The 23992-nt window shown below is 71.5% G+C and carries 16 protein-coding genes; 11 read left to right on the top strand and 5 right to left on the bottom strand.

Annotated elements, in window-relative coordinates:
- Positions 1-1462, bottom strand: a 1462-nt coding sequence (locus tag AC5WRT_RS31365) for a sensor histidine kinase (RefSeq protein ID WP_496097499.1), incomplete at its 3' end; no start/stop codon positions are given.
- Positions 1463-1466: 4 nt separating this feature from the next.
- Positions 1467-2192, bottom strand: a complete 726-nt coding sequence (locus AC5WRT_RS31360) for a response regulator transcription factor (RefSeq protein WP_496097498.1) — start codon at positions 2190-2192, stop codon at positions 1467-1469.
- A gap of 203 nt (positions 2193-2395) precedes the next feature.
- On the opposite strand from AC5WRT_RS31360, the gene AC5WRT_RS31355 reads away from it, so the two are divergent.
- Positions 2396-3577: a helix-turn-helix domain-containing protein gene (locus tag AC5WRT_RS31355; RefSeq protein WP_496097497.1), complete on the top strand. Its 1182-nt coding sequence runs from the start codon at positions 2396-2398 to the stop codon at positions 3575-3577.
- 1205 nt (positions 3578-4782) lie between these two features.
- Positions 4783-7635 carry an ATP-binding protein gene (locus AC5WRT_RS31350; RefSeq protein ID WP_496100827.1) on the top strand — a complete coding sequence of 951 codons (2853 nt, stop codon included), beginning with the start codon at positions 4783-4785 and terminating at the stop codon, positions 7633-7635.
- 303 nt (positions 7636-7938) lie between these two features.
- On the opposite strand, the gene AC5WRT_RS31345 is transcribed toward AC5WRT_RS31350, so the two are convergent.
- Both AC5WRT_RS31345 and AC5WRT_RS31340 read right to left on the bottom strand, forming a co-directional pair.
- A complete protein-coding gene (locus AC5WRT_RS31345) occupies positions 7939-9051 on the bottom strand; it encodes a sensor histidine kinase (RefSeq protein ID WP_496100826.1) in 1113 nt (370 codons plus the stop codon).
- Positions 9044-9739, bottom strand: coding sequence for a response regulator transcription factor (locus AC5WRT_RS31340; protein ID WP_496097494.1), 696 nt, complete (start codon positions 9737-9739; stop codon positions 9044-9046). The genes AC5WRT_RS31345 and AC5WRT_RS31340 overlap by 8 nt, the downstream gene beginning before the upstream one ends.
- Positions 9740-10280: 541 nt before the next feature.
- On the opposite strand from AC5WRT_RS31340, the gene htpG reads away from it, so the two are divergent.
- From htpG to AC5WRT_RS31310, 6 genes are all read left to right on the top strand, one after another.
- Positions 10281-12185 (top strand): molecular chaperone HtpG, encoded by a 1905-nt coding sequence (htpG, locus tag AC5WRT_RS31335; RefSeq protein ID WP_496097493.1) that lies wholly within the window; start codon positions 10281-10283, stop codon positions 12183-12185.
- 204 nt (positions 12186-12389) lie between these two features.
- A complete protein-coding gene (locus AC5WRT_RS31330; protein WP_496097492.1) occupies positions 12390-13016 on the top strand; it encodes a helix-turn-helix transcriptional regulator in 627 nt (208 codons plus the stop codon).
- A 602-nt stretch (positions 13017-13618) separates the two neighbouring features.
- Positions 13619-14146 carry a lamin tail domain-containing protein gene (locus AC5WRT_RS31325; RefSeq protein WP_496097491.1) on the top strand — a complete coding sequence of 176 codons (528 nt, stop codon included), beginning with the start codon at positions 13619-13621 and terminating at the stop codon, positions 14144-14146.
- A 396-nt stretch (positions 14147-14542) separates the two neighbouring features.
- Positions 14543-15559 (top strand): cytochrome c oxidase assembly protein, encoded by a 1017-nt coding sequence (locus tag AC5WRT_RS31320; RefSeq protein ID WP_496100825.1) that lies wholly within the window; start codon positions 14543-14545, stop codon positions 15557-15559.
- Positions 15560-15688: 129 nt separating this feature from the next.
- A complete protein-coding gene (locus AC5WRT_RS31315; protein WP_496097489.1) occupies positions 15689-16348 on the top strand; it encodes a flavin reductase family protein in 660 nt (219 codons plus the stop codon).
- Positions 16349-16434: 86 nt separating this feature from the next.
- Entirely contained in the window at positions 16435-17697 is a 1263-nt protein-coding gene (locus AC5WRT_RS31310) for an FAD-dependent oxidoreductase (protein ID WP_496097488.1), read from the top strand.
- Positions 17698-18311: 614 nt separating this feature from the next.
- Here the strand turns inward: AC5WRT_RS31310 and yicI are convergent.
- Entirely contained in the window at positions 18312-20582 is a 2271-nt protein-coding gene (gene yicI / locus AC5WRT_RS31305; RefSeq protein WP_496100824.1) for an alpha-xylosidase, read from the bottom strand.
- Between the two features lie 284 nt (positions 20583-20866).
- Here yicI and AC5WRT_RS31300 point away from each other — a divergent pair, with 284 nt between their 5' ends.
- The 3 genes from AC5WRT_RS31300 to AC5WRT_RS31290 are packed head-to-tail and all read left to right on the top strand — an operon-like array spanning position 20867 to position 23960.
- On the top strand, positions 20867-22162 hold the full coding sequence (locus tag AC5WRT_RS31300; protein WP_496100823.1) for an ABC transporter substrate-binding protein: 1296 nt from the start codon (positions 20867-20869) through the stop codon (positions 22160-22162).
- 11 nt (positions 22163-22173) lie between these two features.
- Complete coding sequence (locus AC5WRT_RS31295) at positions 22174-23127, top strand: carbohydrate ABC transporter permease (RefSeq protein ID WP_496100822.1); 954 nt, start codon at positions 22174-22176, stop codon at positions 23125-23127.
- Positions 23128-23132: 5 nt separating this feature from the next.
- Positions 23133-23960 carry a carbohydrate ABC transporter permease gene (locus tag AC5WRT_RS31290; RefSeq protein ID WP_496097484.1) on the top strand — a complete coding sequence of 276 codons (828 nt, stop codon included), beginning with the start codon at positions 23133-23135 and terminating at the stop codon, positions 23958-23960.
- The last annotated feature ends 32 nt before the right edge of the window (positions 23961-23992 follow it).

Raw genomic sequence — 23992 nt, 5'->3', positions numbered from 1 at the left:
AGAGGGCGGCGCGCGCCACCGAGGCGGTCTCGGCCCGGGCTCGCTCGTCGAGCGCGGGCAGCGCGACCTGGAACCACGCCCCCCGCTCGGACGGCCGCAGGGCGATGGTGCCGCCGTGCGCCTTCACCACCGCCGCGGCCACGCTCAGCCCCAGTCCGCGCCCCCGGCAGGGATCGCCGTCCGTCGCCGACGGGGTGTTCTCCGCGCGGAAGAACGGCTCGAAGACGTGCTCCCGGGCCGCCTCGGGAACGCCCGGGCCTTCGTCCACCACGTCGATGACCTGACGATCGCCGTCCAGCCGCAGCCGTACCTCGGCCGAGGTGTTCTCGGGCGTGTGGACCAGCACGTTGGAGACGAGGTGGCCGATCACCTGCTCCAGCCGCTGACGGTCCCCCTCCACCGGATGGCTCGGGGACTGGGTCACACAGCGCAGCGCGAGCCGGGCGCCGCGGGACTGGGCCCGGGCCACCACGTCGGCGCACACCTGGGCCAGGTCCACCGGACGTCGTTCGAGCATCCCGCCCTGGCTCAGCCGGGCGAGCAGCAGCAGATCCTCCACCAGGCGGTTCATGCGGTGGATCTCGCGCTGGACCTGTTCCATCGCGTGGTCGAGCCGGCCCGGGTCGTCCAGCGCCCCGATCCGGGCCAGTTGGGTGTACCCGGTGATGGTGGTCAGCGGGGTGCGCAGTTCATGGCTGGCCGCGCCGACCAGTTCGTGCAGCCGCAGCTCCACCTGCTTGCGCCGCACGGCCCCCTCCTCGATGCGTCGCAGCAAATAGTTGAGCGTGTCGGCCGTGCACTGCAGTTCCCGCGGCGGTCGCGGGACCGAGGGGAGCCGCTCGGACGGCTCGTCGCTGGCCTCCGCGATCCGGCGGGCGGTGCGGTTCATCTCCCGGATGGGCAGCAGGGTGCGCCGGCTGCACCACAGGGCCCCGAGCGCGAGCAGGGCCACCACCGGCACGCCGACGACGAGTTCGGCCCGCACCACGGGACACAGCGCCGTCTGTTCTCCGGACTCCGCGTCCAAGGCGGTCGTTCGGGCGTCAATCGGGGTCGTGCGGGCGTCGACCGGAGTCCGGGCAACGGAGACCCGTACCGTTCCTTGGGCACCCGCGTTCGCCACGGCTCGGCCGGTGTCCAACTGCCTGATGGCGTCCGCGGCTTCGCCCGGAGTCCACCCGACGGTCGCCGACGCGGCACCGGCCCGGAGCCGCACCGTCCGCACCACACCCTCTCCGTGCCCTGTGTGGGCCGGCGCCGACGCGGCCGTGGACACGGGCTGCCCGTCGGTGTGGTCCGGCGACCGGTCGGAGAGGGGCAGCGCGCAGCAGCCCTCCGTGCCGAGCACGCCGAGGGCGGTGAGGGCCAGGAGGGCCCGTCTGAGTCTGCGGGACTTCGGCCTGAGCGCGGGGCGGGTCCGCGCCGCCCCGCTGCGGTCCGGCGCGCCGGTGGCGGTGGGCACGGGTTCAGCCCTCCGTGATGTGCGAGGGAGGGCTGGTGCGCACGAGATAGCCCGCTCCGCGAACGGTGTGGATGAGAGTCTGGTCGGTGTCCCCGAGTTTGCGGCGCAGATAGTAGATGTACGTCTCCACGATGCCTGACTCGCCCTGGAAGTCGTAACTCCACACGTTGTCCAGCATCTGCGCCTTGGAGATGACCTGGTCGGCGTTCTCCAGCAGGTACCGCAGCAGCGCGAACTCCGTCGACGACAGCTGCACCGGCTGGCCGTGCCGCCACACCTCCCGGGTGTCGCGGTCCAGCTCCACCCAACCGGCGTGCAGCCTGCGGCTGTTGGACGGCGCTGTCTCACGGCCGCGGCGCATCACGGCACGTATCCGCGCCACCACTTCGTTGAGGTCGAACGGCTTGGTCACGTAGTCGTCGGCGAGTTCCAGGCCGCGGATCTTGTCGGAGACGGCGTCCCGCGCGGTCACGAACAGTACGGGCGTGTGGACGCCGGTGTCCCGCAACCGCCGGCAGACCTCGAAGCCGTCCATGTCGGGCAGCACGACGTCCAGCAGGATCACGTCCGGGGCGTGCCGGGCGGCGCGGCCGAGGGCCTCGGACCCGCACGCCGCGGTGACCACCTCGAATCCCATGAACTGGAGCGCCATGGTGAGCATGGAGGCGATGCTGGACTCGTCCTCCACGACGAGCACCGTGGACTTCGCGGACGTGTCACTTCTGGTCATCGTGTGTGTCGCACCATCGGAGTGAGTTCGGACCTGCGCCGCCGATATCTGCTCCCGATATCCGCCGCCGAGTCGAAGGAGACAGAGACCACTTGCCGTTGTGGTCATGATGGCACAGGGGTGATCGGGCGGCTCAGAATTCCGATCGCTCTCTGAGCGAGCTTTGATGCACCTTTGATGTTCGTGGTCTTTGCTGACCGGACATGAGGACATACGCGGCGGCGAAAACCGAGCCTGACCTGCTCTTCCCGGCCGAAGGGGCCCCTGGGAACGACGACGCCGACGAAGCTCGGCGCAGAGTGAAGTGGGAGATCTTCTCCGCCCTGACCGAGGTCGTGTCCGGCCAGGGGGACTGGAGCACCGAGAGCGCGGCCCGGATCCGCGCGGAGGGCCGCGCATGGGCGCGGCACGGCGGATCCGTGGACGACCTGCTCGCCATGCTGCGCACGATGACGCGCACGCTCATCGACCGCTGCACCGTCAGCGGCCAGGAGCAGGACTCCCTCGGATACGAGGTCACCGTGCTGCGGCTCGGCGACGCGGGCCGCCGAGTCGGCCGGGAACTGAGCTGCGGCTTCTTCGAGATCGGCGCGGACGCCGTCCCCGAACCGCCGCGGCAGGCGCCTCCCGCCCCGGCGGCCGGCTCGCACTCCGCCCCCGGCGCCTGCGCGGTGCTCGGCGTCCGCGCGCCGTCCTGTACCCGCGCCGACATCGAGCGGGCCTTCCGGGGCCACGCGGTCACCACGACGCTCGGCTCGTCCGAAGGCGTCCACGTGCTGCTCGGCGCCACCGACCAGCAGGCGGCCGTCGCGCTGGCCCGGGCCGCCCACCCGGACCTCCCGGGCGACGTGTGGATCGCCGTCCACCCGCAGGACCCCCGCACCGGACGCGCCGACGCGCGGGAACTGCCCGACGAGAGCGGGCTGTCGATCGTCGACGGCATCTGCGCCACCCTCCTGGCGCTCGGCTCCCCGCCCGGCGTGTACGTACTCGACGACGTCCTCGTCGAGTACGGCGCCGCGGCCACCCCCGCCGTCTCCGAACGCCTCGTGCGCATGGTCGAACCGCTGCACGAACACCCCGTGCTCTGGGACACCCTCGCCGCCCTCATCGCCGCGGACGGAGTGCGTCATCGCGCCTGTCTGCGCCTGGGCATCCACCGCAACACCCTCGACCGCCGGCTCCAGCGGATCGCCCTGCTCACCGGTCAGCGCCCCGAGGGCCTGCGCGGCCTCGCCACCCTGCGCGCGGCCCTCGCCGTCGTCGCCGTGACCCGCCTCCGGCGCAGCGCCCGCCGCGCCGGTCACGACACGCCCGCCGCCCGCAAGCACCAGCCGCTCCCCGGATTCCCTCCGCCCCGGCGCGTCGCCGCGGCGGCCTTCTGACACCGTCCGCACCCGCGGGCCTCACCCCGGACCACCGGCTCCCACCCCGACGCCACCGACCGGACCGAAGCCCCGCCCCGGCGCACCACCCCGACGCTCCGGAGACCCGGCGAGGAGCCCGGCCGCAGCCCCACCCCTTCGGTTGCCGGCCCGAGGCGACCACCCTCGCCCCTCGAACGCGACCACCCTCGCCTTGCGAGAACGCGATCCCCGCGCCCCCCGATCGCGATCACCCTCCCCTCCGGCAAAACGATCACCTCCCTTCCGGGAAAGCGACCATCCTCGCCCTCCTCGAGCGCGATCACCCTCGCCCCCTCGAACGCGTCAGCCCGCGCGCCCGCTCCGGAACGCGTAGCCGCCCTCGCCCACGGGCCCAACCCCCGCCCGTGCAGCCGACCTCAGGGCGCCCGCACACTCACCACCCCCACCGGCGCGCGCCCCAAGCCCAGGCCCACACGCCTGGCCCAGGCCCGCGCACCCAACTCGCCGGTCCTGACGGTCGACTCAGACCCATGCGCCCCACCGGGCCCCCGCAGCTGCCTCAGGCCCACGAGCCCCACCACGGCCCATGCACCTGAAACCCCGGCGCCGTCTGCCCGAACCCACCGGACCATGTCCCGGCGCCCCCGGTCCACGCTCGACCACGACCAGCACGCATGTGCCCGAACACCCCCTGTCCGTGCCCGAATCGGCGCACCCGCCCATCGCACCGGAAACCCGCTCCCCATCTCGCGGTCCGACCGACCGGAGCCGAGGAAGAACCTGGTCGGCACCCCTGGCCCCACCGCCTCCTCCCTCCGGCCCGACCGGCCGGCACGGCGGGCGCCCCGCCCGCTGCCGTACTGCCGTGCTCGAATCGGCGCCACCGGTGCCCGAATTCGAGAGCGGTGGTGTCGCGGCCCGCGCGGCGGAGCCGGTGGCGGTCCGTACCAGCCCTGGTACGGTGATCGCGCGACCCCGGCGACCAGCGGGACAACGCGGTTCTGACCCGGCTGCGTTCCTCCCCGCGCGCCCCCGCTCGCCTTGGCCCGCCGTCCACCGACGCGACGGCCGGGGCGGGGGGTCGGCCCGCCGGGGCGCGAGGAACCGACCGCACCCATGAGGCGCGTCCCGTGACCCGCCTCCCGCAACAACCCCCCATCGATGAAGCCCACGAACGGACCGGCGCCCCTGCCGTGTTCCGCTGGGCGGTGTTAGGAGTCGCGGTGGCCCTGTTCAGCGTCGGAAGCGGAGAGACAACAGGCGGCGAGGCCCCGCCGCGGCTCGTCGGCCGGGACGCGGAACTCTCCCTCATCCGGGAGCAGATCAAGGGGACCGGCCGGGCGGTGCTGCTGCGCGGCCCCGCCGGCATCGGCAAGACCCGGCTGATCAGCGCCGCGATCGACGCCGCGACCGAGCAACTGGCAGGCGACGACGCCTGCGTGCTCACCGCCAAGTGCCCGGAGAGCGGCAGCGGCGCCTACGAGGTCGTACGGTCCCTGTTCGCGCCGCTGCACCTGACCGAGGGCAACACCGCGGGCCACCCGCTGCTGCGCGGCAGTGCCCGGCTCGCCCTGCCCGCCCTGACCCCGGGCCGCACCGCCGACGCCGCCCCCGCCGACCTCTACGCCGTGATGCAGGGCCTGTACTGGCTCACCGCGGGACTCGCCGCCGAGCGCCCGGTCGTCCTCGCCGTCGACGACCTGCAGTGGTGCGACGAGGCGTCGTTGCGCTGGCTCGGCTTTCTGCTGCGCCGTGCCGAGGACCTGCCGGTCGTACTGCTCCTCACCCTGCGCACCGAGGCCGAGGAGGCGCTGCCCGCCGCGCTGGAGGAGATGGCCGACGGCCCCTCCTGCCTCACCCTCGACGTCCACCCGCTCGGCGAGGAAGCCGTGGGCGACCTCCTCGCCCACGCTCTCGGCGGCCGGCCCGACGCCGCACTCGTCGACACCTGCATGCGCATCACCGGCGGCACCCCCTTCCTCGTGCACCTGCTGGCCGGGCGGTGGAAGGAACGCGACCCGCTCACCGGGCCCGGCGACGAGGCCGACGAGCAGGCCGGCCTCGGCCTGATCGCCCGCTTCCAGATCGACCGGCTCACCGCCGAACGGCTCGCCGTGGCACGGGCCGTGGCCGTACTGGAGGAGGAGACCGTCGACACGGTCGCCGCCCTCGCCGGCACCCAGCCCGAGCCCGCCCAGCGCGTCGTCGAGGACCTGCGTGCCGCCGGGCTGCTGCGGCCGGACGCGCTCGCCTACCGGCACGACCTCATCCGCGAGGCGGTCCTGCAGACCCTGCGGCCCGCCGAGCGCGCCGCGCTGCACGAGCGCGCCGCCCGGCTCCTCGACGAGGCCGGGCGCCCCGTCGAGGAGGTCGCCGTCCAGCTCATGCTGCTCCCGGCCAGCCCCGAGCCCTGGATGGTCACCGCCCTGCGCTCCGCCGCCCTCGGCGCCGAACTGCGAGGCGCGCCCGCCACCGCCGGCCAGTACCTGACCCGCGCCCTGCGCCACGTCCCCGACGACCTGGACCTGCTGTCCCACTCGGCCAGGGTCTTCGCGCACGTCGCGCCCGGCGCCGCCCTGCACCATCTCGAACACGCGCTGTCCCTGCCGGCCGACCCCCGCACCCGCTGCCGGCTGGTCCTGCAGTACGGCGTCACCTCGCTCGGCGCCCACAACTCACTGCGCGCCTTCGACCTCGTCAACGAGACCCTCGACGTGACCGCCGGGGACCTCGGCACGTCCCCCGCCGACCAGGCCCTGCGCGCCCGCGTGGAGGCCATGGTGCTGATCTCCGGCCTCGACGAGACGTCCACCGTCGCCCGGGTGAGCCGCCGCTTCAGCGACCACATGCCCCCGCCCGGCGAGACACCGGAAGAACGGCTGCTGCTGGGCATGCTGTGCGCCCTGCGCACCCTGGAGGGCCGGCCCGCCGCCGAGCTGGTGCCCGCCGCCGAACGCGTCCTGCGCCTCGGCGACGGCCCCCGGGGCGGCTGGGGAGCACTCGGCGCCTCCCTCACCCTGTACCTGGCGGACGAGACAGACCCCGTCCTCGCCGCGCTGAGCACGCTCCTCGCCCAGGCCCAGGCCCGCGGCGAGGCCTGGCAGTGCGCCCTCGTCTCCACCACCCGCGCCCAGCTGCACCTGTGGGCCGGGAACGTCACCCAGGCCCTGTCCGACGCGCAGTTCGCCCACGACCTGTTCGACCGGGAGCTGCGGATGCCGACCTCGGTCTCCCCGCAGTGCGCCCTCGCCGCCGTCCATGTGCGGCGCGGCGAACCGGAGAAGGCACGCCGGCTCCTGGACGGGATCCAGCGGCCCCGGCTGGAGCAGTTCACCCTCGAGTACCACACCTACCTGATGACCCGCGCCCGCACTCGGGAAGCCCTGGGCGATCTCGAAGGCGCGCTGGACGACCTGCTGCGCTGCGGCGCCAGTCTCGCCGCGGCCGGCATCGGCAACCCCGTGCTGGCGCCTTGGTGGTTCGACGCCGCCCAGCTGCTGGCCCGGCTCGGCCGCGAGCACGAGGGGCACGCCGTCGTCGAGCGCGTCGCGGCGCCGGTCGACCGGTGGGGGACCGTCCGGGCGCGCGGCATGCTGGCCCTGGCGCGCGGTGTCCTCACCCCGGGCGACACCGGACTCGGCCACCTGACCGAGGCCGCCGACCTGCTGGGCAGAAGCCCCGCCCGACTGGAGCACGCCCGCGCCGAATACCTCCTCGGCCGACGCCTGTTCGACCGCGGCGACGCCCAGGGCGCCCGGACCCGGCTGCACCGCTCCATCGACGCGGCGGTCCTGTGCGGGGACAGACTGCTGCTCGACGAGGTGCGGCCGGTCCTCGCCGCCGCGCGCGGCCGGCTGCGGCGCGGCACCACCTCGCCCGCCGAGTCCCTCAGCGGCGGCGAGCGTCAGGTGGCCGAGCGCGCCGCCGCGGGAGCCACCAACCGGGAGATCGCGGAGGCTCTGTTCCTCACCCAGCGCACCGTCGAGTTCCACCTGACCAGCGTCTACCGCAAACTCGGCATCAGGGGCCGCCACCAGATCGCGGCAGCCCTCACCGACACCCGCACCGACGGCTGAACGACCGCCGGCGCCACATCCGTCGGGTCCGCGGCGAGCGGCAAGAGCGCGGAAATCCCGTTGCTCGAGCTGCTGCGACGCGGGAAACACGCGGTGGGTGCCGTCCGGGCCGGCCTGGGCGACAGGGTGTACGAGGGCGCCACGGCCGCGCGAGCTTCGAGGCGGCACAGGCCCGGCCCGCGTGCCCGCAGCACCCGTGGATTCCGGCGTCCAAGCCTGTTGTGATCTTCACATCTGGGATGCGGCTCCGCGGCGAGGCGTGCGTGCAGGCAGCGGGGCGGCCGGAGCGCGGGAGGAGATCCGTCACCTGCCGGTGTGCCGGGCCGCCGCCGGTAGTTCCACCGAGATGCGGATCCCGCCTGCGGCGCGCGGCGTGAGAGTGAGCGTTCCGTCGTGCGCATGGGCGATGGTGTTGACGATGGCCAGGCCGAGGCCGATGCCCGCATGGTCGGTGCGAACGCGCTCGGTGCCGCGGTGGAATGGTTCGGTGAGTGTCGAGACCAGCTCCGGGCCGAGTATCTCGCCGGTGTTCTCGACGGTGAGGACCGCCGTTCCGGGGCGGACGCCGGTGCTGACCCACACGGTGCCCCCCTCAGGCAGGTTGTGGACGATCGCGTTGTGCACGAGGTTCGTGGTCAGCTGCAGCAGGAGCGCTTGCGATCCGACCGTGGGAGTGGCGTCGCCGCAGGTCTCGATGGTGACGCCGTGCCTTTCCGCTAGCGGGAGGAGTGTTTCGGTGGCTTCTTCCGCCATGAGGGACAGGTCGACGTCTTCTCGGGCGAAGGCCCGCTGGTCGGCGCGGCTCAGCAGGAGCAGCGCGTCGGTGAGGGCGATCGCTCGGGCGTTGACGGCGTGCAGGCGGTCGACGAGTTCGCCGGTGGCGCGGCTCGGATCGGTGCGGGCCACATCGAGAAGTGTCTTCGAGATCGCCAGCGGCGTGCGCAGCTCGTGAGAGGCGTTGGCTGCGAATCTCTGCTGTTCGGCGACGTGTGCTTCGAGACGGGCGAGCATCGTGTCGACGGCGTCGGCGAGTTCGCGGAACTCGTCCTTGCGGCCGGGTAGCCGGATTCGGTGCGAGAGTGCTCCGGTCGTGGCCGCGCGTGTGGCGTCCGTGATGCGGGTCAGGGGGGCGAGCATGCGCCCGGCCAGGATCCACCCTCCCAGGAGACCGAAGACCAGCAGAAAAGCCAGTACCGCGGCTGCCCTCGGAGCGAAAACCCCCTGGAGGGCGGACCGGACGGGAAAGACTCCGTTCGTGAGTCTGTCATCGGGGTCGATCAGCATCGCACGGTCGGGGACATAACGCAGGAGGAACGCCCACACCGCTGCGAGCAGCAGGACGCCGGCCAGCATGAGGAACCCGGCGTAGCTGAGGGTGAGTTTGAGGCGAACGCTCAGACCCGGCGCTCTATCCACGGTCCGGTCCCTCGTCTCCGGCCTGCGGCTGGGTGTCGATGCGGTAGCCGGCGCCTGGCACGGTGGCGATGACCCAGGGTTCGCCGAGACGCTTGCGCAGTGCCGAAACGGTGATGCGCACGGCGTTGGTGAACGGGTCGGCGTTCTCGTCCCACGCGCGTTCCAGGAGTTCCTCGGCGCTGACGACACCGCCTTCGGCGGCGACAAGCACTTCGAGTACGGCGAACTGCTTCCGGGTGAGCCCGACGTAGCGGCCGTCCCGGTGGACCTCGCGGCGGAACGGGTCCAGCCGCAGTCCTGCGATCTCCCGCACGGGCGGCCTGTTGTGGGCACGTCTGCGGTCGAGTGCTCTGAGTCTGAGCGCGAGTTCCTGAAGTTCGAAAGGCTTGGTGAGATAGTCGTCGGCGCCGAGTCCAAAACCGGAGGCCTTGTCGTCGAGACGGTCGGCCGCTGTGAGCATGAGGATCGGCATGCCGCTTCCCGACGCGACGATGTGTTTGGCGATCTCATCACCGGAAGGCCCGGGAATGTCACGGTCGAGGACGGCGATGTCGTAGATGTTGACGCTCAGCAGTTCCAGAGCGGTGTCACCGTCACCTGCGATGTCGGCCGCGATCGCCTCCAGGCGCAGGCCGTCGCGGATCGCTTCCGCCATATAGGGTTCGTCCTCGACAATCAACACGCGCATGTATTTGATGCTACAAGCCGGCACATATCGTCGGCGTATCGGAAAACGCGTACTCGGCGGCAACGCCGCGCTTCCTTGACCGGCGGCAAGCGCCGGCCCGCACCATCAGCACGCACAACGACCCACCGGATTCGCCGGCCGCTTGCCGTCGGCCTCACGGCGGTCGTGGCAGTGATCACCACAGCCCGAGTCTCCGAGGGCGCGACGCCCTCGGTCGCCCCGCCGTCCGCCGCATCCTCCCCTCACCCCGCGCCTTCCCCGGCCCTCCGTGTCGTCGCCGGCCGCATCGCCGTCGTACATTGCGCCGTGAACAGCGTGGTGGGCTCCGAGAGCACAGTGGGGGACTCGGCAAGGCCGACGGTGTCGTCCCCGAGGGTGTGCCGGTCCAAGACGGCTACACGTGTCCGCGCGGCGAGGCGAAGCAGGAAGCCTCGGCAAGGGCCGGACGACCCAGGCCGTCGTCCCTGGACTTTGGGCAGGGGAGCACGCCAAAGTGTCTGCCGTCAGTACAGGCGACAGTACTTGTGAGGTATTCGCGAACATGCCGGCCGAAACGCTGGAGTTTCAGGTAGAGGCCCGTCAGCTGCTGCAGCTGATGATCCACTCGGTCTACTCGAACAAGGACGTCTTCCTGCGGGAGCTCGTCTCCAACGCCTCCGACGCGCTGGACAAGCTGCGTCTGGAGAAGCTGCGGGACGACACGCTGGACGCCGATGTGTCCGACCTGCACATCGAGATCGACATCGACAAGGACGCCCGCACCCTCACCGTGCGGGACAACGGCATCGGGATGTCGTACGACGAGGTCGGGCAGCTCATCGGCACGATCGCCAACTCCGGCACCGCACAGTTCCTGAAGGAGCTGAGGGAGGCCAAGGACGCCGCCGGGGAGGAGGGGCTCATCGGCCAGTTCGGCGTCGGGTTCTACTCCGGATTCATGGTGGCGGACGAGGTCACCCTCGTGACCCGGCGGGCCGGCGAGAGCAGGGGCACCCGCTGGACCTCGCGCGGCGAGGACACGTACACGCTGGAGCCGGTCGACGACGCGCCGCAGGGCACCTCGGTCACCCTCCACCTCAAGCCCGCCGACCCCGAGAACCAGCTCCACGACTACACCTCCCCCTGGAAGATCAGAGAGATCGTCAAGCGGTACTCGGACTTCATCACCTGGCCCGTCCGGATGGTGCCCGAAGCCTCCGGGGACGGGGACGAGGCGCCCGAGCCCGAGACGCTCAACTCGATGAAGGCGCTGTGGGCGCGGTCGCGCGACGAGGTGTCCGACGACGAGTACCACGAGCTGTACAAGCACATCGCGCATGACTGGCGTGATCCGCTGGAGACGATCCGGCTGCAGGCGGAGGGCACCTTCGAGTTCCAGGCCCTGCTGTTCGTCCCCGCACACGCCCCCTACGACCTGTTCACGCGGGACTTCAAGCGCGGTGTGCAGCTGTACGTCAAGCGGGTGTTCATCATGGACGACTGCGAGGCGCTGCTGCCGCCGTACCTCCGCTTCGTCAAGGGCGTCGTCGACGCGGCCGACCTCTCGCTCAACGTGTCCCGCGAGATCCTCCAGCAGGACCGCCACATCGAGATGATGCGGCGACGGCTGACGAAGAAGGTCCTGTCCACGGTCAAGGAGATGATGACCAGGGACCCGGAGCGGTACGCCACGTTCTGGCGGGAGTTCGGCACCGTCCTGAAGGAGGGCCTGGTCACCGACCCGGAGAACCGGGACGCCATCCTCGCCCTCGCCTCCTTCGCGAGCACGCACCACGACACCGAGCCGACCACGCTGGGGGGTTACGTGGAGCGGATGAAGGACGGTCAGGACGACGTCTACTACCTCACCGGCGAGTCCCGGCAGAGCATCGAGAACTCCCCGCACATGGAGGCGTTCCGTGACCGGGGCATCGAGGTGCTGCTGCTCACCGATGCCGTCGACGAGGTGTGGACCGACGCGGTCGGCGAGTACGAGGGCAAGAAACTGCGGTCCGTCGCCAAGGGGCAGATCGACCTCGACACCCAGGACGACGACACCACGGCCGACGAGGCGCGGGAGAAGCAGACGGAGGAGTACGCCGGGCTGCTCGGCTGGATGAAGGAGCAACTGGAGGAGGACATCAAGGAGGTGCGTCTGTCCTCCCGCCTCACCGTCTCCCCGGCCTGCGTCGTCTCCGACGCGAGCGACCTGACACCGGCGCTGGAGGACATGTACCGGGCGATGGGCCAGGAGGTGCCCCGCGCCCGGCGGATCCTGGAGCTCAACCCGGACCACCAGTTGGTGAAGGGCCTCAACCAGGCGTACAAGGAGCAGGAGGACCGCACGGAGCTCACCGGGACGGCGGAACTCCTGCACGGCCTGGCGGTGCTCGCCGAGGGCGGCCGGCCGAAGGACCCCGCCCGCTTCGTGAAGCTGATGGCGGACCGCCTGGAACGCGCGCTGTAGCGCGGCATCGCCGGTCGACCGCCGGCCTGTCCCGGAGCAGGGGGCAGGCCGCCGGTCGGCCCGGCCGTCGTCTGCACGACGACCGCGAAGCCCACGGCGCTGTCCACGCACCTCCCACGGGGTCGCTGGACAATCACGGCGACTCATCTAGACTTTCCATCCAAAGGTGGACAACTGATCCAAGGTACTTCTCGGAGGGCCCCAGTGGACGACGAGCACCTCATCCGCGAGGCCGAGAAGATCGCCGTGGCGCTGGGGCGCATGTTCCCGGGGTTGTGCGAGGTGGTGTTGCACGACCTGCGGAACCCGGACCACGCGATCCGGGTCATCGAGAACAACCTCTCCGGCCGACAGGTCGGTGACTCCACCACGGAACTGGGCCTGGCCCGCATCGAGGACCCCGGTTACCCGAGCGTCCTCCAGAACTACCCCAACCGCTTCCCGGACGGCCGCCCGGCGAAGAGCACGTCCATCGGCATCAGGAACGCCGCGGGGGAGTACATCGCCGCCCTCTGCCTGAACCTCGACGTGTCCGTGCTGTCACCGGTCACCCGCACCTTGGCCAACCTGGTGGCCACGGACACCGGGCCCCGCGAGCAGCCCCTGGAGACCCTGCGGGACCGCACCGCGCGCGAACTGCGCCAGGCGGTGGAGGCCCACGCCGCGAAGCTCGCCGCGACACCCCGGTCGTTGAGCCGGAAGGACAAGAAGGCGCTCGTTCGGCAGTTGCAGCGCGACGGCTACTTCGACTCCCGCGACGCCGCCAAGACCATCGCGGACCTGCTGGGAGTGTCCCGGGCGACGGTCTACAACTACGCGAAGCATCCTTGACGCCGTCTGCTCCGCAAAAAGCCCGACGACGCTCTGCCACCGGTGGAACGACGTCCTGGAGCCGTCACGGCGGGCGCGGCGGCACCCGCCGCCAGGCACCCCCGAACCGGCCGCGCGGCCTGTCCTGCTGCTGTCCGTGGACGGTCTGCACCGGTCCGAACTCGCCCGACACGTCGCCCGCCGCCTCTGCTCCGCGCTCCTGCCGGCCGGCACGACGACGCGGTGCGCGCCGCACAGACCCGGCGCTCCCCGCGCGCTGATCCCCGCGCCCTCGTGCGGCTGCTCCGGTCGGCGTAGCCCTTGTTACCCACTTTCGAGTGGGCGCACGAGAGGCCGGTGGGTGGCGGGAGCTGGCGATTGGTTGCCTCAGGCTCGCGTTTCCAAGGAAAACTCTGCCGATACGGCGTCAAATCAGCGCCTTCATGAGTTAAATGAACATTGCATGCGAGAGTTATGGAATGTTGCAGGATCCGTAATGGCATGCGCGTTTTCCTCACAAAACCGGACGTAGCTTGCAGGGTGTGGCTGTGCGGCCGACCGGCCGCTGACTCGCGCATCTCGCGAAGGGGGACCTAGTGTCCGTTTCTTCTTCCGTCCGCCGTATGACCGCAGCCGCCGCCGTGGCCGCCGCCATGGTGGGCGCCACGGCCCTCCCGGCCGCCGCTGCCGGTCACCTGCCGGGCCGTATGCATCGCGAAGGAGTGTTCATCAGCGGTGTGCAGCACGCCTGGCTCATCCGCGACGACCGTTCCAACCGCGCGCTGAACAGCCAGTGGGTGGACATCACGAACGACTCCCGCCGGGCGCTGAACCTGGACGGCTGGACGCTGTCCGACCGGGACGGCCACACCTACACCTTCCACCACGTGCTGCTCCGGGGCCGGGCCACGGTCCGCGTGCACACCGGCGTCGGCCGGGACACCAGGACCGACCTGTACCAGGACCGCCACGCGCGCGTGTGGGACGTGAACGCCGACACCGCGGTCCTGCGCAACGACCGTGGCCGCCTCGTCGACACCGTCTCCTGGGGCCGCAGCCACCGCCGGATCGACCGGCACGACACCGGCTACCGCCACGAGGGAGCCGGTCACCTCCACCAGGGCGACCACGTGCGCGGCCGGCACCACTGAACTCCCGTGCGGTGATGCACCGCACCGACAGCAGGGAGTCAGCCCCGGGCGGCGTCCTCGCCGGCCGGGGCTGTCCCTTGTCCGGAGCCGCCGCACGCACCGGAGGGGCCCGGCCCCGGCGCCCGCACCGGACCTTCCGCGGCGGCCGGCATCCCGCAGCGAGCCGTCTTCGGGCGAGCCCGCGCCCATCCGTACGGGCCGTGGCGGCGCGCCCCGGGCCATGTCCGGACCGGATGCGTGGGCACGGCCGTACGTCCACCCGTCCCCCTCGGCCCCCCTGATTCCACCCCGCCGTGCGCCACCCCGATGCCCGCCGTCGGGGCGCCGGGGACTAGCGTCGTCCCCGCACGGATCCGAGCGGGTTCTTCCGTCTCGAGTCGAAGGAGGACGATCTGCATGGGTGGTCACGCGATGACCGGACTGTCGGCCGGCGGGCTCCCTGAGCTGACCGTGGGGCGTCTGCTGTCCACGTGGCAGCTGGACGTCCCCGCGCTGCTGCTGGTCGTCGCCCTCGGCGCGCTCTACGGCTGGGGCGTCGCGCGACTGCGCCGGCGGGGCATGCCCTGGCCGCCGGTCCGGGTGATCGCGTTCGCGCTGCTCGGACTCGGCGCGCTGGTGGTGGCCACGATGTCCGCCCTGGCCGTCTACGACCACGTGCTGTTCTGGCCTGCCGCCGTGCAGAACATCCTCCTCGACCTCGTCGCACCCCTGGGCCTGGCCCTCGGCGACCCGCTGCGGCTCGCCGTCGAGGCGCTGCCGGAGGGCGCCGGCGCGCGCGTGCGCCGGGCCATGACCGGACGCCTGGTCCGCGTGCTGACGTTCCCCCTGGTCAGTACGGCCCTGGTGCTCGGCACCGAGCTGACGGTGTACTTCACGCCGTACTTCGAGACCGCCCTGCGGGTGGGCTGGCTGCACGAGCTGATGTATCTGCACCTGCTCGTGGCCGGCTCCCTGTTCGTCGTGCCGGTGCTGACCCACGAGAAGACGCTGCCCGCCTGGTGCACCCACCCGGTGCGGGCGGCGCTGGTGTTCGTGGACGGCGTCGTCGACGCGGTGCCCGGGGTGGTGGTGATGACGCACGGCACGCTGATCGCGGGCGACTGGTACCTGCACCACGCGCCGGCCTGGTCCCCGGACGTCCAGCACGACCAGCAGATCGGCGGCGGCGCCATGCTGAGCATCGCCGAACTGGTCGCCCTGCCCTTCCTGCTCGCGCTGCTGTACCAGTGGGCGCGCGCGGAGCGGGCGCAGACCGCCGCCCTCGACCGCCGCCTCGACGCGGAACTCGCCGCCGCCGCGCCGCCCGCCTCGCAGCACGGCCGGGCGCCCGCTCCCGAACGGGTACGGCCCTGGTGGGAGACCGAACAGAACGAGGTGGCCGCCCGGATCCGGAGCCAGCACCGCGAGGAGTGAGCGGCGCGATCCCGGGAGAGGGGGCAGCCGGAGCGCTCGGTCCCGGCGAGGGGACAGCCGTCGGGCACTCCATGATCGAGTGCGGACCGTCAGGCACCCGCCGAACGGTCGGCGCCCTACGGTCACCGCATGAACACCGCAGCGAGCCGGGCCGGCGGCAACGCCGGCCACCTCACCATCACTCCGAGCATCCTCTATTTCGGCACCCCCGTCGTCCTGCTGACCACCGAGAACGCCGACGGCACCTTCAACCTGGCGCCGATCTCCTCGGCCTGGGCCCTCGGGCAGGTGGTGGTGCTGGGGCTCGGCGGCCAGGGGCAGACCGGCGCGAATCTGACGGCACGGCCGGAGCTGGTCATCAGTCTGCCCGAGCCCGGGCACTGGGCGGCCGTCGAGCGCCTGGGCGAGCTGACCGGCCGGCCCGAGGCGTCCGGGCGCGGACCCCGCCGGGCCCGTTACGAGCCGGACAAGTTCGCCGCGGCCGGATTCCACGCGCAGGCCTCGCACACCGTCCGCCCGCCACGGGTGGCCGAATGCCCGATCCAGCTGGAGGCGCGGGCCGCGCGGGTGGGGACCGACGCCGCCGGGGACTTCCTGATCGTCGAGGCCCGGGTGCTGAAGGTGCACGCCGAGCCCCGCCTGGTCGTCCCCGGAACCCAGCACGTCGAGCCGGCGGCCTGGAGCCCGCTGATCTACAACTTCCGGCACTACTTCGGACTCGGTTGCGAACTCGGCCACAGCGGCATCTCGGAAACCGCGGGGAAGAGAGCCGCGGCGGTCCTGCCCTGATCGCCATGGCCGGTCCGTCCGCACTCCGCAGGGGTAGAGTATTCATCGAACGATGAATTGCTGGTCTCCCGAAGGGCGGAACTGCCATGGAGAAGACCACCTGCTGCGTCGTGGGCGGCGGCCCCGCGGGCATGGTGCTCGCCCTGCTGCTGGCCCGGACCGGTGTCCCCGTGACCGTGCTGGAGAAGCACGGCGACTTCCTGCGCGACTTCCGCGGCGACACCGTCCACCCCTCCACCCTGGCGCTGCTGGACGATCTCGGCCTGGGCGAGCGCTTCGCCCGGCTGCCCCAGCGCCGGGTGCGCACCGTCCAGTTGCCCGTCGGAGCCGACGGCTCGACCGTCACGGTCGGCGACCTCACCGTCCTGCGCGGCCCCTACGACTATGTGGCGATGGTGCCCCAGTGGGACCTGCTGGACCTGCTCGCCGACGAGGCCCGGCGTGAGCCGTCCTTCGACCTGCGGATGAACACGGAGGCGACCGGCCTCCTCGTCGAGTCCGGGCGCGTGACGGGCGTGCGCTACCGCACCGCCGACGGCCACACGGGCGAGCTGCGCGCCCTGCTGACCGTCGCCTGCGACGGCCGCGGATCGCTGGCCCGATCCCGCCCGGAACTCGGCCTGCGCCGCTTCGGCTGTCCGATGGACGCCTGGTGGTTCCGGCTGCCCCGCCGCGACAGCGACCCGCAGGGCCTCTACGGCGGCGTCGGCGACGGCTTCCTGACCGCGATGATCGACCGCGGCGACTACTGGCAGTGCGCCGGGCTCATCCCCAAGGGCACCGACAGCCGACGGCGTGCTGCCGGCCTCCACCGCTTCCTGGCCGACTTCGCGGCGGCGGTGCCCTTTGTCGCCGACCGTGTGCACACCGTGCGCTCGTGGGACGAGGTCAAGCTCCTCGACGTACGCCTGGACCGCCTGCGCCGCTGGTACCGCCCCGGACTGCTGTGCATCGGTGATGCCGCGCACGCCATGTCCCCGGTCTTCGGGATCGGCATCAACCTGGCGGTCCAGGACGCCGTGGCCGCCGCCCGCTACCTCGTCGAACCGCTGCACCGGGGGCGGGTCCGGCCACGCGACCTGCGCCGTCTGCAGCGCCGCCGCCGTCCCGCCACGGTCGCCACGCAGACCCTCCAGCGGGTGGCGCACGCCCGCTTCGTCGCCCCCGTCCTGCAGGGCCGGCCGGCGCTGGGCCGTGCGGACAGGGCCCAGCGCCTGGCGCGCCTGGTCGCCGGGTCACGGTGGCTGCGCCGGCTGCCCGCGTACTTCATCGCCTACGGCGCGCTGCGCGAACGCGCACCCGAGGCGGCCGTCCGCCGACTGCCCTCACGAGCAGGCATCCCCCGATGACGGGCAGCGGCGGGCAGGTGTCGCCCGGAAGGTGCGGAGACGGCGGGGACGGGCGAGGACACCGCCGGTCGAGCAGCACCGCACCCGGTGGGACAGCCGGCGCATCCGCGGCGCCACCGCTCTGCAGGAGCAGGCGGCCGGGCGGGTAGGGCAGGCGGGCCCGTCCCGGATCGAGGCCGTTGTCGCCGCCGTGCACTGCGAGGCACCCGGCTGGAGGGAGACCGACCGGCCACGACTCCTGCCTCTGTACGATCTGTTGCCCGCCGTCGGAGCCTCACCTGCGGTGCGCCGCGACCGGGCCGTCGTGCTCAGCCCCAACGACGGTCCGGCCGCCACCCCGGCCCGGGTCGACGCTCCCGGGGGACCGTCCGGACGGCTACCACCTGTTCCACGCGACCCGCGACCCGCTCCCGCGCGCCCGGCCGCGACGAGGAGGCCGCCGAGGCCGGCCGGCAGGCCCTGCGCCTCACGCCGCGACCCCGCGACTCTCCCTGCTCACCGCGCGCCCGAGGCCGTCGAGGTGGAACGGCGAGTTCGGACAGAGGCGACATCACCTGCCGGTCGGGCAGTCCGTGGCGGCTGCCCTCATCGCGGCCCCCGCCGTGGCCGTTCCGTCATCCCAGCGGCACGGTGACCTCGCTCGTGCCCTCGGCGCTCGCCCCACCCACGACGCGCACGGTGAAGGGCCGGTCGGTACCGTCCGCGGTGACGTGCAGGAAGCTGCCCTCCCGGTGGACGTGGAACACGGCGGCCGGCGCGCCCGTCGGGTCGGGCACGGTGACACGGTCGGTGTGGCCGGCCGAGGCCGACGGGTGGACGAGCAGCGTGGGACGGTCCAGCCAGTCGCCGTCGGGCCGGCTGTCGTCCGCGGCCAGCGGCAGCACGGCACCCTCGCGGACGTACAGCGGAAGGCTGTCGTAGTCATGCCGTTCGGTCCGCCACGCCGGGCCGGAGACCTGCTCGCCGGAGAGGAGATGCGTCCAGGTGCCCTCGGGGAGGTAGACCTCCACCTCGCCGTCCTCGCTGAACACCGGAGCCACCAGCAGGTCGCGGCCGAGCATGTACTGGCGGTCGAGCGTGCGGCAGGCCGGGTCATGCGGAAACTCCAGGAGCATGGGCCGCATCAGCGGGATGCCGGTGTGGCGGGCCTCGACGGCGACGCCGTACAGGTACGGCATGAGACGGTGCTTGAGCCGGGTGAACCGCCGGGCCACGGCGACGGCTTCCTCGCCGAACTCCCACGGCACCCGGTAGGACGACGAACCGTGCAGCCGGCTGTGGGAGGACAGCAGGCCGAAGGCCAGCCAGCGCTTGAAGACCGCCGCCTCGGGTGTGCCCTCGAACCCGCCGATGTCATGGCTCCAGAAGCCGAAGCCGCTCAGGGACAGGGACAGGCCGCCCCTGAGCGACTCCGCCATGGCCTCGAAGGACGACCAGCAGTCACCGCCCCAGTGCACGGGGTACTGCTGGCCGCCCGCGGTCGCGGAGCGGGCGAAGAGAACGGCCTCGCCCTGTCCGCGCTCCTTTTCGAGGAGTTCGAAGACGGTCTGGTTGTACAGGTGGGTGTAGTAGTTGTGCATCCGCTGCGGGTCGGAGCCGTCGTGCCAGACGACGTCGGTCGGGATGCGCTCGCCGAAGTCGGTCTTGAAACAGTCCACGCCCTGGTCCAGCAGCGGCCGCAGCTTCGACTGGAACCAGGCGCGGGCGTCGGGGCTGGTGAAGTCGACCAGCCCCATGCCCGCCTGCCACAGGTCCCACTGCCACACGTCGCCGCTCGGCCGGCACACCAGGTGACCGAGCGCCGCGGCCTCCTCGAACAGCGGGGATTTCTGCGCGATGTAGGGGTTGATCCAGGCGCTGACGCGCAGCCCCTTGGCCTTCAACCGGGCGAGCATCCCCTCGGGGTCGGGGAAGACCTCGGGGTCCCACTCGAAGTCGCACCACTGGTACTCGCGCATCCAGAAGCAGTCGAAGTGGAAGACGGACAGCGGGATGCCGCGCTCGGCCATGCCGTCCACGAACGACATCACCGTCGCCTCGTCGTAGTCCGTGGTGAAGGACGTGGTCAGCCACAGCCCGAAGGACCACGCCGGCGGGAGCGCCGGACGGCCGGTGAGAGCGGTGTAGCGGGTGAGGACCTCCTTCGGGGTGGGCCCGGCGACGACGTAGTACTCCAGTGTCTGGTCCTCGACGCTGAACTGCACCTGCCCGACCGACTCGGAGCCGACCTCGAAGGAGACCTTGCCGGGATGGTTGACGAAGACACCGTAGCCGCGCGACGACAGGTAGAACGGCACGTTCTTGTAGGCCTGTTCGCTGCTGGTGCCGCCGTCCGCCTGCCAGACGTCGACGACCTGGCCGTTCTTGACGAACGGCGTGAAGCGTTCGCCCAGCCCGTAGATCTGCTCGCCGACGCCGAGCCCTAGCTGGGCGAGGACGTGATGTGCGCCGTCGTCCGTGGTGGCGAAGGCGGTGCCCTTGCGGTCCGCGCGGGTCAGCTCGCGTCCGTCCGCACCGTGGAAGGTCAGGGACCACGGAGCGGCACGGTCCAGGCGCAGGGTGAGCGGGCCGCTGACCAGCTCGGTGACGGTGCCCTGCCGGCGGACCTCGCCCGCCCCTTCGGATTCGGCCGCGAGCACGAAGTCCGGTCCTGGGCGCCTCTTGCCGGTGTGATGGGCGACGCGGACACCGATGACCCCCTCGGCGGGCGAGAAGCAGTCGACGGTGATCAGCGGCGCGTTGAGCGTGTCCCCTCTGCGCGTCACTTTCTGCACCGCGACGTAGGCGGTGAAGCGCTTCGATTCTACGCGCAGGTCACGCGTCTCGGTGGCATACGCCATGTGGACGCCGTCGCGGATGCGCCAGAACCCGTTGGTGAACTTCATGGTCTTCCTCGAGGGAGCGGGGGTGGTCGGCGATGACTGGAAGAGGTTGTCGCCCGGCGACCCGATCGTACCCGGGACACGGAGTGCCACCTTGCTCATCACTGCGCGTAGATATGCTCTGAACAGTGCAGATTTTGAATTAGGTACGAGGTGGGCCCGCGGGGCGTGCAGAAACGGACATGCGGATGGGGCTAGCGCGGCATCGAGGATTGACGTATTAGTCATCTCGACAAACAAATCCTCGGGCCGAGGGTGCCGATCGTGTCGACAGCAAGGGCCGCACAATGTTGAAGCGCTTCAACAAAACTCCCGAAGAGAGGTTCATCCTCGGACTCCGCACCGTCGGGTGCCGGACCCGCGGACGCCCCCGCCGGGCACTTGCACCACTCGCCGCCGTCTCCGTCCTGGTCGCCGGGGCGGGCCTGACCGGATGCGGTCAGCAGCGCGACAGCCACGTGTTCACCGTGCTGAACTCCTCGACCGACGAGACCTACCACCGCTGGGACGCCGAGGCGATGGCCCGCTGCGGCTCACGGCTCGGCATCACCATCGAGCAGCAGAGCGTCCCCGCCGCGCAGGTGATGACGAAGGCACTGCGCATGGCGTCGTCGAAGTCGCTGCCGGACATCGTGCAGTTCGACGCCTCCGAGATGCCGACGTTCGCCGACGCCGGCGGGCTCATCGACCTCGGGACCCTGGGGCTGAGCACCCGCGACATCCCCCAGGGCATCGTCGCCTTCGGCTCGTACAAGGGGACGTACTACGGCGCCGCCCGCTCCGTGAACACGCTCGCGTTGTTCTACAACAAGGACATCCTTGCCAAGGCGGGCCTGAAGGTTCCGGCCACCTGGAACGAACTACGCAGTACTGCACGGCAGTTGACCCATGGCAGGCAGTACGGTCTGGCGCTGAGCGCGGGCGGCGCGGAGGACGGTGTCTTCCAGTTCACACCGTTCATGTGGTCCAACGGCGGCGACGAGAGGCGGCTCGACGGACCGCGCGTCGTCGAGGCCCTGGACTTCTGGAAGAGCCTGCTGAAGGACGGCTCGCTGTCGAAGTCGACGGTCAGCTGGACGCAGGCGGACGTCAACGACCAGTTCATGGCGGGCAACGCCGCCATGATGATCAACGGTCCCTGGCAGGTCGAGACGCTCGACACCAAGAAGTCCCTGCACTGGGGCATCGCCCGGATCCCGGTGCCGAAGGCCGGGGACAAGTCCGTGGGCCCCCTGGGCGGTGCCGTGCTCACGGTGCCGAACACCGGGGACCGGACGCGGGAGCGGATGGCCGGGCGGATCGTCGGCTGCCTGTCGAGCGAGAAGGAGCAGCTGACCTACGCGCTCAACAGCTGGATGGTCCCCGCCGACGAGAAGGCCGCAGCGGTGTGGCGCAAGCGTGTGCCCGAACTGGACGCGCTCGCCGACCAGGTGGCCGCGGCTCGCTCCCGTACGGCCGAACTCGGCGCCGGCTGGTCGAGCGTGTCGCTCGCCCTGCAGAGCGCCTTCCAGTCGGCCCTGACCGGCGAGTCGAGCAAGGCCGCCCTGACGCGTGCCCAGCAGCGGGCCACGAGCGGGAACTGAGGTAAGCGCACATGACCACGTCCACCGTCACCGTCCCGGCACCCTCCACGGCCCGGCCGCCGACCGGCACCCCGGATCGGGGCCGGGTCCGGCTGCGCAGCCGCCTCGCGCAGTGGGGGTTCGTCGCCCCCGCCGTCGTCTTCATGCTGCTGTTCTTCGGCTACCCGCTCGTCCGCAACGTCGTGATGAGCTTCCAGCACTACACGCCGAAGACCTTCTTCACCAAAGAGGCCCCGTTCAACGGCGTCGACAACTGGTCGAAGGTCTTCCAGGACGCCCTGTTCGGCAAGGCGCTGCGGCACACCCTGCTGTTCACCGCCGGCTCCCTGCTCGGGCAGTTCTGCATCGGCCTCGCGCTCGCCGTGTTCTTCAACCGGAGGTTCCCCCTGGGCGGCGTCCTGCGCTCGCTGATCCTGCTGCCCTGGCTGGTGCCCATGGTGGTGTCCGGCGTCGTCTGGCGGCGCATCCTCGACCAGGACAGCGGCGTGCTGAACTCGTTCCTCGGCACCCTGGGCCTCGGCGGCCACACCCCGTGGCTGACCAGCCCGGGCATGGCCCTGCTGTCGGCGGTCCTGGTCAACATCTGGATCGGCATCCCCTTCAACACGGTCATCCTCTACGGCGGCCTGCAGGAGATCCCCGAGGAGCTGTACGAGGCGGCCTCCCTCGACGGCGCCTCCGCCTGGCGGACCTTCCGCTCCGTCACCCTGCCCATGCTCAGGCCCGTGATCACGGTCGTCCTGGTGCTCGGCTTCATGTCGACCGTGAAGATCCTCGACCTGGTCCTCGCCCTCACCGACGGCGGCCCCGCCGACGCCACCCAGACCCTGGGCACGCTCACCTACCAGGAGTCCTTCGTACAGCTGGACTTCGGCGCCGGCGCGGTCGTCGGCAACGTACTCATCCTTGTCTCCGCGGTCTTCGCGGTGTTCTACCTGCGGGCCAACCGCGCCGAGGGGAAGTGACGTCCGTGGCCTCTCCCACACCCACGACATCCCGGCGCCGCTGGGGCTCCACCCTCGCCGGCGTGCTCGTCCTGTGCGTGATGCTGTTCCCGCTCTACTGGATGCTCAACACCGCCCTCCAGCCCGGTGCCGGGCTGCTCCGGGTCGACCCGGTGCCGGGCAGCCTGGACCTGTCCGGCTTCTCCAAGGCCCTCGGCGACCAGGGCGGTCATCTGCTGACCTCGCTGGTCGTCGCGCTCGGCGCGGTCGTCGTCTGCCTGGCGATCGCCGCCCCGGCGGCGTACGGGCTGGCCCGGTTCGGGCTGCGGGGCGCACGGACGCTCGTGTTCGGGACACTGATCACGCAGATGGTGCCGGGCATCGTCATCGCCAACGCGCTCTACAACTCCTACGTCGCGCTGGGCCTGGTCAACTCCTACGCCGGTCTGATGCTGGCGGACGCCTCGCTCGGCATCCCTTTCTCCATCGTGCTCATGCGGTCCTTCATGGTCTCGATCCCCGCCGAGGTGATCGAGGCGGCGCAGCTCGACGGTGCCGGACCGGTGCGGGTGTTCCTGCGGGTGGTGCTGCCGATGAGCCGCAACTCCCTGATCACCTCGGGCCTGTTCGCCTTCCTGTTCGCGTGGAGCGACTTCATGTTCGCCCTCACCCTGAACACCACCGACCACGTCAAGCCGGTCACGCTGGGCATCTACCAGTACATCGGCGCGCACGTCGGTGACTGGGGCTCGGTGATGGCCGCGTCCGTGCTGTCCGCCGTGCCGGCCGCGATCCTGCTCGTCCTCGCCCAGAAGTACATCGCCGCCGGCATCACCGGCGGTTCCGTCAAGTGACCCGTTCCACGCCTCGGATTGGACCTCGGTGC

The sequence above is a fragment of the Streptomyces sp. NTD91 genome (assembly GCF_059510455.1).
The sequence above is the reverse complement of the archived record's forward strand: the minus strand, read 5'-3'. Positions and strand labels throughout refer to the sequence as shown.